Genomic DNA, 18,016 nt, shown 5'->3' with positions numbered 1-18,016 from the left:
CCAGCAATCTTGATCCTCATTGAACACAGCCGACGTCCCGATTTTGACATCCATCGATATCGTTCAACAACAATGAATGGGCGATCAATTTTTTCTGAGCAGTTTAATGAACTACGGCGGACGTTTCGACGATGTCAATCGCGAGATGCTTCGCCGCAAGGTGCTCAAACATGCGGGGGCAATTCAGGTAGCCATCATTCGGTCCATGAAAATAGTTCCGAGTGCGAATCACTCTCTGGGCAACTGAGCGAGTTCGCTCCCGATCTGCGTTGCCACATTGCGTTGAAACGTCTTCGGGCTCAATCGACTAAGTTCATGGTGCTGCACGAGTCCTAGCGGTGGCGGACGCTGTAGAACCTTACGATTGAACGGGTGAGGATCAAGAGGTTCATCATCAATTGGTGCATTCCAAGTCCGGTGCAGTGTTGAGATGCTGAATCCGGAATCGGCAGAGCGTCTTTCGATGAATGCGCTCAGTCTCATTGGTCGAAACGGGACGACGTCTGTCACGTTGACGATCAGAATTTCGTCGATCGTCACGTCTGCTCCGAGATGCATTTTCCAATCCTGAAACTCCTGAGACAGTGAGTCAGGTGTTCCCAATGACATCCCCGGAGGCAGCAAGTAGGCAGAGCAATTCTCTTCGGTATTGAGGGCAGCCACAATCTCGTAGGCAAAATCCCCCGGAGCTCCATTAATCGATAGAGGGGACGCAGCCTGAACGAAATATCGCCGGGGAACAGCGGCTTCTTCTATTCCACTTCGGCCGCCGACCTGAACCTTCTCGCACTCCTGTGTACGTGGATTCTTCAGCGAGCACCCCGGGAGGTTCAGCGACACGATCAGCATTGCGAAGACGAATGATCCTCTCACAGGTGTTTCCGGGAGGTAGCTGAATGAAATCATCATGGAATCACCGCATTGACGTTCGTCTGAGTCCCCTGCTGTCGCAACAACACTTGATGCATTGTCGCAGTCAGTTCATCCAGAGATTTCAGATCCGCAAGTTGCTGGGTCTTCATTTCCGTTTCGAGCCGCTGAACTTCGCCCTTCCAATGAGCGACTTCTCGAGTGAGCTCTGTAATCTCGCCCTGAGATAGCTGCAAGGTCTGGTTCACCGCCTGCAACGATGCTCTCGCGTTCCGGAGATCCTCATCCAGCGAATCGACCTTCGCGGCCATCTCCGCCTGTTGATTCTCCATGCGCTGCCGCCATTCCCCATCCGCAGGCAAACAGGGTACCAGCTCAGATTGGATCACTGTTTTTGTTTTGTGCACTGCCACTTCAATAGGTTGCTCAAATGGCCTTTCGGGACTGGAAGCCGTTTTCACCCAAGACGTTGTTACATCGGCATCGAGGGGCCTTTGAAAGCCAGCTGGACTTTCTTGTGGCGGAACTGCGTGTGTGATCTGGGTGACAGCCTGAACAGGAGCAGGATCCAGTCCAGTCGGAGCCCCCGCGAGGTGGTAGTTCGCAATGGTGGATGTTCTGTAGGGAGATGTCGACAGCGGTGGAGCCACGTTCTGCGGAATATTGAAGGACGTCGCATTCCCCCGTATCGTCTGACAGCCACAGAATGTTATCAGTACGCCACAGCAAACGCTCAAGCAGGTTCGATGCAAGGGGTTATTCAGGTGCATGTTTCTTCCTTCAACGCTTTTCATCCTGAATCATTCCGGATGACTTCCTCTGTGCGAATCAAATGAGAGGCGTGAATGACGTTGCATTGTGGGAATGTGGCGAGGACACAACTTCATAAAGACAATCAAGAACAATCACTTCCCCGCAAGGACATCGAATCTGAATCTCCTTCACGAGATTCCCTTCCTTACAGACAGTGATGACCGGTGCATCCTGCTGTTGTTTCTCAGCGATCCGAACAGGTTGTGAGGCAAGGCGTATCTGATTGCCGGATAAAACGGGGCTGGATTCAATGAGACGCGACATCATATTCCAAAGGGTTGTGAGGCTGGCGGGGGAAAACTCGTACACGCATTCCAAAATTCGACGACTAATCCAACATCCGATTTCCGAAGATGGCTCTCAATTGAAGAATGGCCTGATTCAGAACGCGTGACACACGGGATTCTGAAAGCCCCATGACTTCTCCAATTTCTGCAAGCCGCATATCCTCGAGGTGGTACATCGCCAACACGGACCGCATTTGCTCTGGGAGTTTTAAAATGGCTGCAGTGAGCCGTTGGCGTTCTTCTTCCTGATCGAGTCGTACGCTGAGATCAACCTCTGTCGCCCCATGACGTTCTCCTCGAATCAATGTCATCTCCGCCCGCCATGACTCAGGCTGTGCCAGACGAACGGCAGCGACACAGCGAGTAACTTCTTCTTCGGTAATCCCGCAAGCTGCCGCGATCGACTGCGACGTTGCCAATTCTCCAAGCTTTGCAATCGATGCTTGAATGAGTGACCACTGCTGGAGAATGTGCTGTGGAAGCGGGCAATTGCGACGCAGCTCATCCAGAATCGCACCGCGAATCCGGTGGTACGCGAAGGTTCGAAACTCCACTCCACGAGCGGGATCAAAGTTCGTCGCTGCTTCGACCAGCCCTAAAAATCCAGCAGCCTCGAGATTCTCTTCATCAATGAATCCAGGCAATCTTGCTGTCAGCCGCCCCAGAACATGGCGTACCGAGTCCAGATGCTCTGTGATCAATTGATCACGGAGCTCTTTTCTGGCGACGTTCTGGTACGCTTTTACAGCCGCGTTCATCTGGGACGACAGTTCTTCAAAAGACTTGATTCATTGACATGCTGCATTACTTCGAGCGGACATGCGATTTCCGCATTCAAATGATTTCCTCATCATCGGAAGCGGGTGAAACGAGTTTCCAACCAATCGAGAACAAGGAGGCGATCAACGTTGCGACGACTCCCGCGACGACTGACCTCAGCAAAATCATCTCTGGAGACAGATTCATCAGCACTCCGAGTAATGTCGCACTGGACCCCGCCAGGAGTCCGATCGGAATCGCCCAGGAACTGTTGGAATGTGAACTGGCTGGCTGCATGTCTCGCACCACGTTGTCTTCGAGATAAGTGTCAATTGAGTGCTAATTGGGGATTCAAAAATTAGGCAGCTGCGGTGGCAGCTGATGGAATTCGCCCTTCGTCGTGGGCAAAAATGTCTGCATGTGAAAGAATCTCAACTGGATCGAGAGAGATTTCTCCTGGAACTTCCTGGTAGGCAATAAATCCCATTCCGGGAGCGGTCCGCATCAGCAAGTGCCTGAGAGGACGTCGTAACGCCCTGTCTGTCAGAAGCGCGAGTGTCTTCTCGTGTCGCACGCTGTTCTGCCAGATCTCTCCCACTTTTCGCATCAATGCATCGAGCGGCACAGGACCAATGGCGAGTTGTCCGTTCCGTAGCGACTCACGCAACTTTGACTCCAGCTTGGGATCAAATGCGATGATGCGGAGATGTCCTTCCGAAGACTTGAAGCGATCGCAGATGAGACGCCCGAGATCTTCACGGACGCGATCAGTGAGCTCGTCCGCGGTTTTTGAATGCGGACCATGATTCGCCGCTGCTTCAAGAATGAGTGTCAAATCCGTTAGCGGAACACCTTCCTCCGCCAAACGCTGAACGACCTGATGCAGGACCGACATCCGAACGGACTCACTTTTCAGTTCATCGACAATTGTCGGAGCAAAGTCGCGCACCCGATCGAGCATTTGCTTGAGCGTTTCACGAGTGATTAACTCATGGGCATGACGTTTCAGAATTTCTCCGAGATGGGTGATCAGCACGCTCACCGCGTCAACGACCGTATATCCATGTGCTTCCGCTTGGTTGATGAGCGAAGGATCGATCCATTTCGCTGCGAGGTCGAATGCAGGCTCGCGAGTGGCAATTCCGGGAATATCGACTCGAACATGTTCCGGAGCGATAGCAAGTTGCCGATCCCCGAGCAGAGTACCGCCCCCGACCTGCCGTCCGGCAATCATGACGCGGTACTGATCAGGTTCGAGTTGCAGACTACTCCGCACGCGAATAGGAGGAATCCAAAGTCCCTTTTCGCGAGAGAAGTCGAGGCGCAGATTTCGAATCCTCTCCGCGACACCCTTCGTCGACTTGGGATTGATCAAGGCGACAAGCCGCGGGCCCACTTCTATAGTCGCACGATCAGTCGAGAGAAACTCCCGCATTTCATCTTCGACACTGCTTTCTGCGAACGCTGGCTGAGACACCTGCGTCTGTTCTTCGACCGCTGCTTTCTTCGAATCAGCTTTCTTGCGTTTCATCAAATAGAAGACCAGCCCTCCAGCGATTGCAAGAAATGGGATTGCTGGCATGCCAGGCGAAAACGCAAGCAGAACCAGAATGCCGACACCCGCCCACAGAGGGCGCTCCTGCCGGAAGAACTGAGTTTCAATTTCCTGACCGAGACTGGTATCGGAAGTCGTCTTCGTGACCAGAATCCCTGCGCTTGTCGCAATGATCAATGCCGGAACCTGTGAGATCAATCCATCACCGACCGTCAGAATGGAGTAAGTCGTAATCGACCCACCCAGCGACATTCCTCGCGAGACTCCCAAAATTACGCCACCAGTCAGGTTGATCGCAGTGATGATCAGCCCAGCAATTGCATCGCCACGCACAAATTTGCTGGCTCCGTCCATCGCCCCATAGAACTCGGTCTCATGTGCGAGTTCTGTGCGTCGTCGACGTGCTGTGACTTCGTCGATTGCCCCGGCATTCAATTCGGCATCGATTGCCATCTGCTTACCGGGCAGTGCATCCAGAGTAAACCGTGCAGCGACTTCAGAAATACGCCCCGAGCCCTTCGTGATCACAACGAACTGAATCACGATGAGGATCAGAAAGATGACGAGGCCGACAACCAGATTTCCACCAACGACAAAATTACCGAACGCTTCCACGATCGATCCCGCGTGCCCTGACAATAGGATGAGCCGGGTTGTCGCGACGTTTAAGGAAAGACGAAACAGAGTGAGTAGCAGAAGCAGTGAAGGAAACACTGCAAACTCAAGAGGTTTTTTCGTATTTAAAGTAATTAGAATCACGAGGATCGACAGGCTGAGATTGACAGCCAATAGCATGTCCAGCAGCGCTGGTGGTAACGGAACCAACATGATCACAAGCACGCCCAACAGCCCCATCGACAGCAGAGTTTCACTCTGGTAGAGCCAGTTGGATCGAGTTGTCAGTTCCGGTTTCATAATTCGATGGCAGTTCTCAGCAGTGAAGTTGGCTTGAAAAAGGGCTCTGTGTGTCATCAGGCAAAACTCAAACTCAGCGAGCGGGCAATTAACTGCCAGCCATCCATCAGAACGAACAACAAAATCTTGCAGGGAGTCGAGACGACAACCGGGGGCATCATCATCATTCCGAGTGCCATGAGGATGATGGACATCACCAGATCAATCAGCACGAACGGGAGGTACAGGCAGAACCCCATAATGAATGAGGTTTTCAGTTCGCTTAAGATGAACGCTGGAATCAGCGTGGTCATGGGGGTCGATTGAGGCGATTCAATTCCGTCTGAACCGGAGAGTTCCAGAAACAGACTCAGCTCTTCCTTCCGCGTTTGTTTCAGCATGAAACTTTTCAGGGCATCTGAACCGTTCATCCAGGCATCCGCCCCATTGATCGTCCCATCCAGATAGGGAACGATTGCTTTGGATTCGATCTCCCGGAACGTTGGAGCCATGACATAGGCTGTTAGAAATAGAGACAAACCGAGAATGACTTGTGTCGGTGGGATTTCTTGAGTGGAGAGTGCTCGTCGGACAAAGGAGAGGACGATCACGATTCGTGTAAATGCGGTCATGGCGACAAGGGCCGATGACAGGAACGCCATCGCTCCCAGAAACAATGCCACCTTCAATTGAGGCGACAAGTTCTGAAACGCTTCTGACTCCAGAATACGACTGGCTGTTGTCGGTTCGATCATGTCATCCCTGACGATCTCACTAAAGTAGCTGACACTCTCGATTAAACGGCTTGCCGCTGCACAATGCTTCCTGCAATTGCAGCCAACGATGCTGGTTCATCACCAATACTCGGGAACGCCGTGTCCCGTTCCTGATCCATTTGAGGCCACGCTGGCAATAACGTGACCGCTTTGATGCCACTCTGATCACTCGCAATCAGGAATCGTTCCCCATCAACTTCAACGAGTTTCAACATCTGCTGCCGGTTAATCAGCAGTGTCTCCTGAACCCGGATCTTCCGATGAGAGACGGGGCTCACTTTTGTTTCCTGAAACTTCTTCAAACCGACAGCGACTAACGTTCCGATCACAATCGTGATGATTGTCCACTTTGTCAGATTCACGATGTCGCCGGTTAGGTTTTCCTGAATCGCCAGGGACGTCTTTCCATCGCTGGCAAACGACGTCTGTAATTGACTTCGCTTTTGCTCTTTCGCTTCTTCCTCCAGTCCAGCCGAGCGCTGAACCTTCTGAACACGATCCCGTCTCGTTTTAACGGGGTCTTTCTCCCCGAAATTCATCGAGGAATCTACTTCTGAGTCTTCGAACAGCGAGAACGAAACAGGTTGAATTCGATCTGTTGCAACGAAAGCATCTTCACCGAATGCAGTGATTCCTCCCCCTTCGGAGAGGGTCAGCAGCCAGAAAAACGTGATCGCAACAATTCGGATCGTTTTCATTTCCGGAGAATCCTCTGTGCAGAATCTCCGGTCTGCGAATGACTTGCTGAATCGATTTCAGTAATTCGGACTGCATATCGATCTTCGACGACGACGACTTCTCCTCGAGCCAATCGAACCCCTTGTGCGATGATGTCAACTGGCTGACTGACGGCCCGCTCCAACTGGACGACGGAGCCTTCCGCGAGTTGGAGCAGATCCCCGATGGGCATCGTCACCCTGCCCAACTCCACGCTGATCGTCATATTGACGTCATAGAATCGATCCAACGAGAGCTTTGTCCCAGTGAACTGTGGTCCTCCAGAAGTTGGGAACTCGACCGGATATACGTCAGTCGGACCATCGGATCGTGATTTTTCAACATCCATGTATTTACCCGCTCTCTGGACTGAACCGGTCGACATCCATTCGACCATTTTTCTGCTCAACGAAACTTCAGTACTTTCAATTCGATTCGCTCACTGACCACAGTGACCGAGTCAATTACTCTGCCTGCTTCACAGCATCTCGGTTGAAGCCCACACCATTTTTTAACGCGGAGGCAATCTCTTCTCTGGATAGCACGTGGGTCACTTCAAATCCCTGACGAGAACCGATTCTGACTGGATTGCCTGCCCATTTCGGTTGTCCTTCGACGAATGCAATCAAAGGACGACTCACAATTTGATCCAGAATCAAGACGTCTCCCACTGCGAGCCCAGAAGCCTCGGGCATGCTCAATGCTACGGTCCCGAGTTCCACTCGAATTTCCAGGGGAATCTTTTCCGCCAGTTCTTCGAGAGCGGGATGGCATTGGCGAACGTCGCTTAACGGCGTTCCGAAATGCAACTGAATCAATTCTTCAGTTTCATCTTTCAACAAGAACCAAGTGCAGGTTTCTTCGCCAAATCGCGAGTAGATTTTCAAATCCAATTGAAACAACGCACTTCCGACAGAAAACACTCTTGTTCGTTGCGGCTTGGAGGTGGTCTCGAGAAAATTGCATTTGAGGGGATGCGTGTCTGGCCAGGATTCTCCAATCGCGTCTGCGAATTTCTGAAACAACAGTTCCAACATCGAGTCTTCTGCTGCGCTTAATGGCGTTGGTACTGGCCAACCTTCTCCGGGGAGATCAAGGAGATCGGCGATGAGCCCATGAATTTGCCGGACTGGAATCACCAGCATCGAAGGCAGTAGGTTTTCACCGATCGAAAAGTAAACTCCGACAGCTTCCGCGGTAAGTTCTTCAAGCCCTTTTTGAAGTTGCACTGATTTTACCGATGCTGCCTGCACCAGAACCTTTTGAGCAAGAAGTGTTCCCCAACTTTCCTGAACCTGATCACAAATTCGCGATTGCCAATGTGCAAGTTGCCGCATCGCAGACGATGGGGGGCGTCGCGGGGAAGAGAAGTCTAATAGATGCGGTTGAGGAGTTTGAGACATGTCACTAGGAAGAGATGTGGGAAGATGAAATGCTTGGCTAAATCCCTTGGTCCAAATTTCTGCAGCAGACTCCGGAACCGGTTTACATCAGAGATTTAACTTGACGATTGCCCAACTGGTCGCGATCACTTCTTTGTCGAAAATTCTGATCGAGTGACGCTGGACTGATGACGATCGAACGCAAAGTCACCTCCTATTGAACATTGAACTCGTCGAACAAGACATCATAGATCCGTTCGTACTTGTCATCGAAAAGTGTCGAGTTGAAGTAGTCACGAATCTCGCGTCGCAACATATTCAAACCCGCTTTGCCACGAATATCGTCCAACTCTTTGTCTGACAGATGACTGACCATCCAGTTGCGAAGAATCAGATCGTTCTTTGCGATCGCAGCTGTAATCAGCTTTTCATCCGCTTCCCGGATATGCAGGACGATCTTTATTCGCAGATATCGATTCATGCGGGCTTCATCGAGATTGACGGTCACTTCGCGGTACGGAAGAAACTTCATCCCATTCGAGCTCGCTGTATGAGTTCCGCTCCCTCCCCCATGGCCGTGAGATTGGGCAGCGAGTAGTTTCACTGCAAACGGCACCGCAACGCCAACACCCGCTGCGACGAGCGCGATCATAGCCCAGACCAGAACGCCACCTCCGCCGGCGGTTGAGGACTGTTTAGCATCCGTTTTTTCGATTTCTGACATGGTGGATACTTACCTAAATAATCGAGGTTCGAACTCGGAGCTCGTCAAAACAATGATCAGTTCGACACACTGGACTGGCATCGCTTTCGGGTAACGATCTGCAATCGCTGATCGACTTGTTGATTTCTGACAACATCGAGACATCAGGGGATCTTGGGGGCATTTAATCCGCGTCAATTCTTGGAGTGACGTGAAGTGCAGGGTTCTACACAAAGAAAAGACAATCGCACAAACCATTTCGCCTACAGCGCGACGGGAAGATGTGCCGATCAGTCTAATTATGCTGATTTCGTACAAAAAACAGGACAGTTTCATTTCTTAAACATACACATGCGAACGATTATCGCGATCGCATCTCATGCGAATCGTTCGCTTGCGAAACCAATAGCGCCATTCGATGTCGTCCAACGTTAAAAACACCCCTATAAAATTATCACTGCTGAGCCCGTTAATATGATAAGCGGATTATTAAGCGCAGCTTCAGCTATGGACGCCTCGCAAGTTCGTCATGAAGCGATCTCACAGAACCTGGCGCATTTACAAATGCCCGGGCATCGTCGACAGATGCCTGTTCATTCGAGCCGTGAATCCCGGTTTAGCGACGAAATGCACCAAGCGGTCAATTTTGAATCACAGGGGGTTCACACCGCTGAAAAGATGCTGATTGATTTCACCCCGGGTTTCATGGAACGGACTCAAAATCCATTAGACATGGCCATTCAAGGGGAAGGATTTTTCTCAATTCAGGGTCCGGAAGGAACGCTTTTCACTCGTAATGGAGCGTTTCAACTGGGCCAATCAGGGAATTTATTGACGGCTGATGGCCTTCAGGTCCTCGGGCCAAATGGTCCCATCACATTTCCGCCTAACACGGATGTCTCGTCCATTCGTGTCGCGATGGATGGGACGATTACCGCGGAGAACAATCCCGTTGGAAAGCTGCACATCGTCACCTTCTCCGACTTACAAAAACTCGAACCGGCCGGTGCGACGCTGTATTCCGCTCCGCAGGATCTTCCCCCAACTCCGATCCCTGCGACGGTCTCCCAAAACACCAGAGAACGATCAAACGCCTCTCCCATTCAGGAACTGGTCGATCTGATCGCGACTCAACGGCAGCATGAAGCTGCCCAGAAGTCGATGACGACTCTCAGCGAGTCCATCGGCAAATACCTTAATATGCAAGGACGGTAGCAGTCATGTTAAGAGCCCTGTATACAAGCGCCACTGGAATGAAGGCGCAAGAAATGTTGATCGACAATACCGCCAACAATCTTGCCAACGTCAACACCGCGGGATTCAAGCGGAGTCACCTCGATTTCGCAGATCTGCTTTACTCGACGATCAAACAACCGGGGGCAAACGTCTCTGCCTCGCAGCAGGTTCCGGTGGGCTTACAGATTGGAAGTGGAGTACGACCAGTCGGTACGACAAAAGTATTCACGCCTGGCACAACCGAACAAACCAATAACCCTCTTGATATCGCGATCGAGGGGGATGGATTCTTTTCCGTACTGCTGCCGAATCAACAGACTCGGTACACCCGCAATGGTGCCTTTCGCATGGATTCGAACGGCCAGCTCGTCACAACAGATGGCTTTCTGATCAATCCACCAGTCACGATCCAAAACGGTGTCGACCTGCACAGTATTACTATCGGGACTGATGGAACGATTACAGGATCGCTCTCCGGAACGCCAGATTCCATTGTCCAGTTAGGACAACTGCAACTCGCACGATTCAGCAATCCAGCCGGTCTTTCGAGTGAAGGTGGAAATCTCTACGCAGCCACACCCGCCTCTGGAACTGCGACGCTTTCTAACCCAGGAATCAACGGGATGGGATCGCTTCGTCAGGGAGCACTTGAAGGCTCAAACGTCGAAGTCGTCGGAGAACTGATCTCCCTGATCGCCGCCCAGCGTGCTTATGAAATCAACTCACGAGCGATCCGCGCAGGGGATGAAATGCTCTCCACGTCTGCTGGAATCGTTCGCTAGTCCTTCGTCTCTCTGAACTGAATCTCGCTGACTGAATCTCAATCAACTTCACAAATTTCCCACTGGTGCATTGGTGCCTTCTCTCCTGCAAAATATTGCGATCTCGCTGAGTCTCCTGATTCTGGCTGGTTTTCAGCCTGAGTTGAGGGCTCAAGGAACATCGCCCGAGCAACCGCGTGCAGAGATACGGCTCAACCCTAAAATCACACTCGCTGCCAGTGAGCAGGTGAAGTTAGGAGATATTGCGACAATCGTTGACCGAAATCCTATACGACGGGCGAAACTCGCTTCGCTCGATTTGATCGCGTTTGACGCAACGAAAGACGTGACAATCGAGCGATCGTTTATCGATATCCGAATCATGCTCGCAGGATTTGAATCCGAGCAGATTCAAATCCTGGGCCCTGAAAAAATTCTTCTTCAGACCCCTCCAGCCACCGTCATGACTGACCTGGTTGTTGAGCAGGCAGCCCTGGAGTCCATCAGCCAGCAATATTCTATTCCTGTCGAAGAAATTCGAGTTCGGTTGGTTTCACCGTTCATGACCACTGCTCTTCCACCGGGGATGGAATTACGCCATCCACGACTTGAAGTGATGCCGACGAATCAGATCCCGCTCGGTCGAGTTCAACTCACGATCCGGATTCTTGAAAATGACCGGGTGATCGCAGCCAGAATGGGGTCATTTGAAATCGCCCGTCGCCAGCAGGTCGTTGTCGCGGCCTCTTCGCTGGAACGATTGAGCATCGTCAAAGCAGAACATCTTCGAGAGGAAATGCGATTCGTCGATACTCCGACCGATCGACTCACGGTCGACCAACTCATCGGGCGCCAAGTTTTGATTCCATTCCGCCCCGATGACGCACTTACCCTTCGTCATGTCGGTCAACCGGTTGCTCAGGAAGGCCCGATCCTGATTCAGGCACGCGACGCAGTCCGCCTGATTGCTCGAAAAGGGAGGCTGACTGTGACCGTTCCCGTCGCGGAGGCAATGCAACCCGGTCGTGAAGGACAACTCATTCGAGTCCGAAACATCCAGTCAAATCAGATTGTCACTGGAGTCGTTGCAGGTAAAGGGGAAGTTCACGTCGTACTCCCGTAGGGAAAGTTGATGTGGACAGACAGGATGTCACAAGTGGGGGGCCAAACATGAATTTACAAAAAGCACTTCTAGCGGCTGGAGCATTTCTACTGCTCCTTCCTGCTGAGAGAGTGCAGGCAGAGAACCTCTGGCAACAACGAACTCCGGAACGCGGCTTCCTGTTCTATGATTCCAAGGCCCGAAACATCGGCGACAACGTAACGGTGCTGATCACTCAGACAACGAACGTGTCGAACAAAGAAGATCGCAAACTCGGAAAATCAACCGCTGCTGCCACTGGGTTCAAATTCAAGGGAACTAGCGACGGCGGATTTGGCGACCAAGGCGCGGAAGCAGCGCTCGACCTGAACAACTCATCATCGCGGAAATTCAATGGGGAAGCTCAATACAGTTCCGCACAGGCATTCACAGACCGCATGACCATGACTGTGATGGATGTACTCCCAAACGGCAACATGGTGATTTCGGGTGAACGGCGTGTGCGCGTCGCTGGCGAAGAAAAGACGCTGGTTGTCACGGGAATCATCCGAGGACTCGATATCGGTCCGGACAACATGATCAGTTCCCAGTACGTCTCCGAATTCCGTATGGACTATCAGGCGGGAGGGACGTCACAGCGATTCACCAAGCAAGGCTGGATGGGACGGGCAGCGAATGTTGTCTGGCCGTTTTGAACAGTGGCGATTGTCTTCTCTTCCAGAAAACACAGCCTCAACCGACTGCAACGGATATGCACAGGTTCAATTCAACAAGTTGTCGTCCAAACCACATCAGGCGTTGCATCTTCGCGTGGAGTGTGTGCCTGATTGCATTTGCAGGAGTCGTTTCGGCTCGCACCGCGATGGGCGAAGTCCGCATTAAAGACATTACGGATATTGAAGGGGTTCGAGTCAACCAGATCGTTGGGATGGGATTAGTGACTGGCCTGAGTGGCACAGGGAGCAAAAGCCCAATTACCCGCCAATTCGCGATCAATTTCATGCAGCGATTCGGAATGCGAGTCGACCCCGCAATTCGCGCCCAAATTCAAACGGACACAACCCAGAAGACAGACAACCTGGCTGTTGTGACTGTCACTGCGAATCTGCCAGCGTTTGCCCGCCGCGGATCGACGATCGACGTGATGGTTTCAGCCTTTGACGACGCGAAAAGCATCGAAGGAGGGCAACTGATCATGACCCCGCTCTTCGCGGCAAATGGTCAAGTCTATGCAGTTGCTTCAGGTCCTGTGTCAACCGGAGGATTCAGTTTTGGAGGAGAGGCGGCGACTGTCCAAAAGAACTTTCCAACGACCGGTCGCATCAGCGACGGCGCCACGATCGAAGAAGAGACGCAAACCCCGATTGGAGTTGATGGCTCCTTTCGCCTACTTCTGAAGTCGCAGGATTTTGAGACCTCGCGTCGAATTGCAAATGCCATTAACGCAGAGCAACCGGGAGTCGCACGCTGCATCGACGCAGGGACAGTCAACATCTGTATTCCTCCTGAATATCAATCAAATCCCGCTGAATTCGCAGGGCTCATCGGCAACTTGCATGTTGTTCCGGACGTCGTTGCCCGTGTTGTGATCAACGAACGAACAGGGACCATCATCGTTGGAGAAAACGTCCGAGTCTCCCGCGTGCTGATCACCCACGCCAATCTGGCCATCACGACGACGGAAGCCCCGCAGGTTTCTCAACCGAATGCTTTCAGCAACGGTGAAACAACAGTTGTCCCGAGAACAAACATGAATGTGAACGAGGACGACAAAAAGCTCACGGAGGTCCCACCGAACACAACAGTCGGTGAACTTGCTCAGGCGCTGAACGCCCTGGGAGTCGCTCCTCGCGACCTGAGCTCGATTCTTCAGCAGTTGAAGGAATCCGGTTCGCTTCACGCCGAAATCGAAATGCGGTAACGCCTCCAGAAATCAGAATGAGTATGTAGATCATGCACGGCATCAGCACTTCATTTTCGCCCGCAGTCATGCCGACAGCATTCGGCGACAATCCCCAAGCGCTGAACAGTCAATCACCACAGGCGGTCGCGCAGCAGTTTGAAAGTCTGTTTATCTCAATGCTCGTGAAAGAACTCAGACAATCGGGCCAGATGGGCGAAGGGATGTTCCCGGGAGACGGCTCCGACACCTATGGCGGACTTTTTGACATGTATCTCGGACAGCATCTCTCTGAAAGTGGAGGAATCGGACTGGCAGATTCCATTCAGAAATCCATCGATGCCGGCGTGGCTGGCTGAGGCTTCATAGCGAAACCGAGGTAGACAATGAATCGGGACCATGCCATTTCTCGAAAACTTCAAGGAGCCATCTTTGCACACCTTCAGGAAGAACGGGCAATCCTTGAACGATTGAAACAAGCTGCCATCGACGTCACCGAATGCGGTTTTCGCTCATCATTACTCATCGATCGACAGTCCAAACTCATCGCTGTGCAGGAGGAGTTACAACATCTCGGGAAGCAACGTGAACTGGTTCGAATAGCGATTGCAAGAGTCACTGGAGTTCCCAGTTCGGAGGTGCGTATTTCTCATCTTCAATTTCAAACTCTGGATGAAACGGCTGCCCTGAATGCCGAATGTTCTCGGCTGGCGTCATTAACGGCCGACGTACAGGCAAACCTTGAGATCGCGACTCGCTCCCTGCGTAGCTGGTCAACAGTCGTCGGGTACATGTTCGGCGAACTCATGGAGACATCGGTCACGTCTCAACGGTATTCAGCAAATGGTCTTCGAGTCTCCAACATGGGATCCGGACACATTGAGATGAGGTCTTAGAATGCTCATCTACAACATTGGTATTTCAGCGATGCAGGCCAATCAGGCAGCGTTGCAGACGATCTCCAACAACATCGCCAATGCGAACACGGATGGATACCACCGACAGCGAATCACCCTCGCTGAGAATCGTCCCTTCACGCAGGGTGGATTTCAATTTGGTGCCGGAGTTAGTGTTGCGAGTCTACAGCGAATGGTGAGCGCAGCAGCAAACCAATCATTAACATTAAATCGTTCCGACCTGGGAAATACTCAGGCTCGCCTCTCAGCGATTCAGGCCATTGAGGGTTTGGTGACTCCCTCCTCTGGCTCTCTCTCCGCAGCGGTTTCGCAGTACTTCAACGCATTCGAAAAGCTTTCAGTCACTCCAGAACATTCAACGTTGCGCCAGGAGGTCATCGCTGCCGCGGACAGCGTAGCTCAGCAGATTACTGCGATTCACACTGGTCTGGACCGACTTCAGTCTCAACAGACTCAAGCGATTCATGAAACAGTGAATCGAGTCAACGCACTGACCACACAGATTTCTCAGCTCGAACAGGAAATCAAACTCAGCCGACTGCAAGGCTCCGAACCCGCCACATTGCTCGATCAACGCGATCTCGCCATCTCGAATTTGAGTGAACTCGTCGATATCAGCGTCGGAAGTTTCCGTAGTGACGACAGCACTCTGGTTGTTGCAGGTGGCTGGCTGGTCGTGGGAGATCGCCCTCCTCAGTTGAGTGTCATGCAGGGTCCCAATGGCGAAGTCCAACTGATGCTCGGAAATATGGGGCCGGTCACTCCTGCAAGTGGAAAGTTGGCGGGTGAGATCACCTCGCTGAAGTCACTCATTCCGGATGTTCGCTCAAAGTTTCTGGAATGGACAAGTGCCTTCATCAGTGGTGCGAACTCCGCACAGGCAACCGGGCTGGGACTCAATGGCCCGCTTCCGATGATCGCGGGGGGGTACCCGATCGATGACTCGACGATTCCTCTTGCGCAGGCCAAAACCCTGCTCCCCATCCAGTCTGGAACACTCTCGCTCTCAGTGACAGATGGAGTGACGGGTGAACGTCGGTTGCACCAAATCGATGTGAATCCTCAACGGGACAGCCTGAGCGACGTCATCGTCAAACTGAACTCAATTCCAAATCTGAAAGCGGAACTGATCTCGGGTCGGCTCCGAATTTCTGGAGAATCTGGTGCGTCCATTGATTTTGCAGGCCGCCCAGAATCCCCCGTGAATCGCAGTTCCCTCTCCGGAACAACGGTCCCAGCCGTCGCTGGAGTCTACTCTGGTCTGCAGAACACTGATTTCTCATTCGTCGCTCAGTCGACAGGAGAAGTTGGAGTCTCGAGCGGCCTCACTCTGCACGTCATCAATAAGACAACGGGACAACTGGTCAAGATCCTTGATGTTGGTGACGGCTATCGCGCTGGACAGCCCATCTCGATCGGAGATGGACTCTCGATTGAGTTGAGTGCTGGAACTTTCGTTAGCGGTGATGAGTTCTCGGTTCAAGCCATTGCGAATCCTGATCAATCTGGATTACTGACAGGGCTCGGAATCGGCGGTCTCTTTCAGACAACCGACCTGCGAACGATTTCTGTCAATTCAGAAGTGGCAAAGAATCCCTCGTTACTGGCAGCCGGTCGCACCGAACACCCAGGCGATGCAACGCAGATTGACCGAATCGCACAATTCCGGGCGATGAAGATCTTCTCAAGTGGAACCGAGACTCTTGAAGAGCGGCTTCACTCAACGATCAGTGAAACAGGTATCGTCGTCAACGCGCAGCAACTGCAGGTGAAGCAACTCGAGTCACAACAGCAGCAACTCCGTAGCCAGCAAGACGCTGTCTCAGGAGTCGATCCAAATGAAGAGTTGATGGCCATGCTTCAATTCCAACGGGCATTTCAGGCCAATGCTCGGTTTATGTCCTCCGTGAACACCGCACTCGATGACCTGTTACGACTCATCGCCTGATGTTTCAACAGCGATGCGATCCATCTCATCCGAGAATCGATCATGAACCTCCGCGTCACACCTCACCGGCAATACGAACTCGGGCTAGCCCATTCCCGGACACACTTCGCGAAAGGGGCTGCAATTCAAGAGCAGGTTTCGACCGGGTTTCGAATCAACCGTCCCTCAGACAGTCCTTCTGGTCAGAAAATCATTCTGACGCAGGAAACTCTCATTCAAAACCTCGAGACGAAGATGGGCTCAGTTGCTTCCGCACAGAGTACTCTTTCGGATGCTCAAACCAATTTACTTGACGCTCAAACGCAGTTGGTGAAAGCAAAAGAAATCGCGTTACAAGCTCGCCAAGCGACGGATGAAAGCGAGAAAGTCGTGTTGACCCAACAACTCGATTCCATCCTCAATCGGCTGGAGACGATCGCGAATGCGGAATCGAACGGCCGTTATCTCTTCTCGGGAACCCAAACCGGAACACCTCCCTTTACAGGCATCGTCGAAGGAAACCCGCAATACCAGGGGAGCTTGGACGGGGGAATGGTTTTGATTCCCGGTCACGCAAACATCGAGACGCGTTACGTTGGAAAATCCGTGTTTGAACCGGGGACGACAACGAGCATCTTTCAGGTCGTTCAGGATCTGAAGAAGGCGATTCTCAATTCCGAAGATCTCACTTCGTCTGAAGTTGATGCAGCCTTTGAACGATCGATCAAAGACATTGACGGGGCAGCTGATCACCTCCGGACAGTGATTGGAAAACAGGCGGTCGACCTTGAATCGATTGAGTCGCTGAAAGACAGGTTTGCCTCATTGAAACTCAATGCGGAATCGCTTCTGGGAGAAACGAGATCGACTGATTACGCGGAAGCAATCACAAAGCTTCAGGAACAGCAGACCTTGTTACAGTTCACGTTGCAAACAGTGATGACGCTCAACCGAGTCTCTGTCCTGGACTACTTGTAACAGCAACAGGCGGTGTCTTCCAAAATCCCAGCGCAGAGTTTCATAGAGAGAGTCATTGGCATGGAAACCCTCAGGCACAACGGTCACGCACCGACGCGTCCACATTTTTCGCCTCGTCCGCCCCTCGATGATCTCCACGCAATGTTGGAAATCGTTCAGGAGGACGATGTCGACTTCTACCGACTTGCAGCGGTGATGGAACGCAGCCCGCTCCTGTCGACGACAATTATTCGAGCAGCCAATTCCGTCGAACATGGTTCAACGCGCCAAGTAAAAACCATGCGTCACGCCCTGATCCTCATCGGCCTCGTTCGGATTCGGGCGATTCTCCAAAATCTCCTTCCCACAGCTGTCAAAACAGAACAAGCGTCCAATCCCACGGAGAGCTTCTCCTGAATCGGACGCTTGTTTTTCATAATGTTCTAGAGACGGTCTCGTC

General features: G+C 52.1%; 20 protein-coding genes. 10 read left to right on the top strand and 10 right to left on the bottom strand.

The genetic code is table 11. From position 1 onward, the window contains the following. Window positions 1-228: 228 nt before the first annotated feature. From SH668x_RS04545 to SH668x_RS04500, 10 genes are all read right to left on the bottom strand, one after another. Complete coding sequence (locus SH668x_RS04545; protein ID WP_437187512.1) at window positions 229-909, bottom strand: hypothetical protein; 681 nt, start codon at window positions 907-909, stop codon at window positions 229-231. After that, on the bottom strand, window positions 906-1,202 hold the full coding sequence (locus SH668x_RS04540) for a hypothetical protein (RefSeq protein ID WP_437187511.1): 297 nt from the start codon (window positions 1,200-1,202) through the stop codon (window positions 906-908). The genes SH668x_RS04545 and SH668x_RS04540 overlap by 4 nt, the downstream gene beginning before the upstream one ends. A gap of 809 nt (window positions 1,203-2,011) precedes the next feature. Next, window positions 2,012-2,728 carry a sigma-70 family RNA polymerase sigma factor gene (locus tag SH668x_RS04535; protein ID WP_437187510.1) on the bottom strand — a complete coding sequence of 239 codons (717 nt, stop codon included), beginning with the start codon at window positions 2,726-2,728 and terminating at the stop codon, window positions 2,012-2,014. Between the two features lie 76 nt (window positions 2,729-2,804). Then, complete coding sequence (locus SH668x_RS04530) at window positions 2,805-3,026, bottom strand: hypothetical protein (protein WP_437187509.1); 222 nt, start codon at window positions 3,024-3,026, stop codon at window positions 2,805-2,807. A gap of 61 nt (window positions 3,027-3,087) precedes the next feature. Beyond that, entirely contained in the window at window positions 3,088-5,256 is a 2,169-nt protein-coding gene (locus SH668x_RS04525) for a flagellar biosynthesis protein FlhA (RefSeq protein ID WP_437187508.1), read from the bottom strand. Continuing rightward, the gene (fliP, locus tag SH668x_RS04520) at window positions 5,256-5,933 is read right to left on the bottom strand and encodes a flagellar type III secretion system pore protein FliP (RefSeq protein WP_437187507.1); all 678 of its coding nucleotides are present in this window, start codon (window positions 5,931-5,933) and stop codon (window positions 5,256-5,258) included. Before fliP ends, SH668x_RS04525 begins: the two co-directional genes overlap by 1 nt. Window positions 5,934-5,974: 41 nt before the next feature. Continuing rightward, window positions 5,975-6,652 carry a hypothetical protein gene (locus SH668x_RS04515; protein WP_437187506.1) on the bottom strand — a complete coding sequence of 226 codons (678 nt, stop codon included), beginning with the start codon at window positions 6,650-6,652 and terminating at the stop codon, window positions 5,975-5,977. Further along, window positions 6,649-7,068 carry a flagellar motor switch protein FliN gene (gene fliN, locus SH668x_RS04510; protein WP_437187505.1) on the bottom strand — a complete coding sequence of 140 codons (420 nt, stop codon included), beginning with the start codon at window positions 7,066-7,068 and terminating at the stop codon, window positions 6,649-6,651. The genes SH668x_RS04515 and fliN overlap by 4 nt, the downstream gene beginning before the upstream one ends. Before the next feature lie 67 nt (window positions 7,069-7,135). After that, on the bottom strand, window positions 7,136-8,074 hold the full coding sequence (locus SH668x_RS04505) for a FliM/FliN family flagellar motor switch protein (RefSeq protein ID WP_437187504.1): 939 nt from the start codon (window positions 8,072-8,074) through the stop codon (window positions 7,136-7,138). A gap of 193 nt (window positions 8,075-8,267) precedes the next feature. Further along, a complete protein-coding gene (locus tag SH668x_RS04500; protein WP_437187503.1) occupies window positions 8,268-8,777 on the bottom strand; it encodes a flagellar basal body-associated FliL family protein in 510 nt (169 codons plus the stop codon). A 453-nt stretch (window positions 8,778-9,230) separates the two neighbouring features. Here SH668x_RS04500 and SH668x_RS04495 point away from each other — a divergent pair, with 453 nt between their 5' ends. The 10 genes from SH668x_RS04495 (at window position 9,231) to SH668x_RS04450 (ending at window position 17,973) form a co-directional block, all read left to right on the top strand. Continuing rightward, window positions 9,231-9,971: a flagellar hook-basal body protein gene (locus tag SH668x_RS04495; protein ID WP_437187502.1), complete on the top strand. Its 741-nt coding sequence runs from the start codon at window positions 9,231-9,233 to the stop codon at window positions 9,969-9,971. 5 nt (window positions 9,972-9,976) lie between these two features. Then, window positions 9,977-10,774: a flagellar basal-body rod protein FlgG gene (flgG, locus tag SH668x_RS04490; protein WP_437187501.1), complete on the top strand. Its 798-nt coding sequence runs from the start codon at window positions 9,977-9,979 to the stop codon at window positions 10,772-10,774. Window positions 10,775-10,847: 73 nt separating this feature from the next. Beyond that, complete coding sequence (flgA, locus tag SH668x_RS04485; protein ID WP_437187500.1) at window positions 10,848-11,876, top strand: flagellar basal body P-ring formation chaperone FlgA; 1,029 nt, start codon at window positions 10,848-10,850, stop codon at window positions 11,874-11,876. 47 nt (window positions 11,877-11,923) lie between these two features. After that, window positions 11,924-12,550: a flagellar basal body L-ring protein FlgH gene (locus SH668x_RS04480; protein WP_437187499.1), complete on the top strand. Its 627-nt coding sequence runs from the start codon at window positions 11,924-11,926 to the stop codon at window positions 12,548-12,550. 56 nt (window positions 12,551-12,606) lie between these two features. Next, window positions 12,607-13,776: a flagellar basal body P-ring protein FlgI gene (locus tag SH668x_RS04475; protein ID WP_437187498.1), complete on the top strand. Its 1,170-nt coding sequence runs from the start codon at window positions 12,607-12,609 to the stop codon at window positions 13,774-13,776. Window positions 13,777-13,808: 32 nt separating this feature from the next. Then, window positions 13,809-14,114 carry a rod-binding protein gene (locus tag SH668x_RS04470; protein ID WP_437187497.1) on the top strand — a complete coding sequence of 102 codons (306 nt, stop codon included), beginning with the start codon at window positions 13,809-13,811 and terminating at the stop codon, window positions 14,112-14,114. Window positions 14,115-14,141: 27 nt separating this feature from the next. Next, entirely contained in the window at window positions 14,142-14,651 is a 510-nt protein-coding gene (locus SH668x_RS04465) for a hypothetical protein (RefSeq protein ID WP_437187496.1), read from the top strand. 1 nt (window position 14,652) lies between these two features. Further along, complete coding sequence (gene flgK / locus SH668x_RS04460; protein ID WP_437187495.1) at window positions 14,653-16,620, top strand: flagellar hook-associated protein FlgK; 1,968 nt, start codon at window positions 14,653-14,655, stop codon at window positions 16,618-16,620. 42 nt (window positions 16,621-16,662) lie between these two features. Beyond that, a complete protein-coding gene (locus SH668x_RS04455; protein WP_437187494.1) occupies window positions 16,663-17,577 on the top strand; it encodes a hypothetical protein in 915 nt (304 codons plus the stop codon). Window positions 17,578-17,637: 60 nt separating this feature from the next. Continuing rightward, window positions 17,638-17,973 carry an HDOD domain-containing protein gene (locus SH668x_RS04450; RefSeq protein WP_437187493.1) on the top strand — a complete coding sequence of 112 codons (336 nt, stop codon included), beginning with the start codon at window positions 17,638-17,640 and terminating at the stop codon, window positions 17,971-17,973. Window positions 17,974-18,016 lie beyond the last annotated feature (43 nt).

The sequence above is a fragment of the Planctomicrobium mucosum genome (assembly GCF_051466335.1).
Lineage (GTDB): Bacteria > Planctomycetota > Planctomycetia > Planctomycetales > Planctomycetaceae > Planctomicrobium.
Note: the sequence above shows the minus strand (reverse complement) of the source record. Positions and strands in the feature narration are given on the sequence as shown.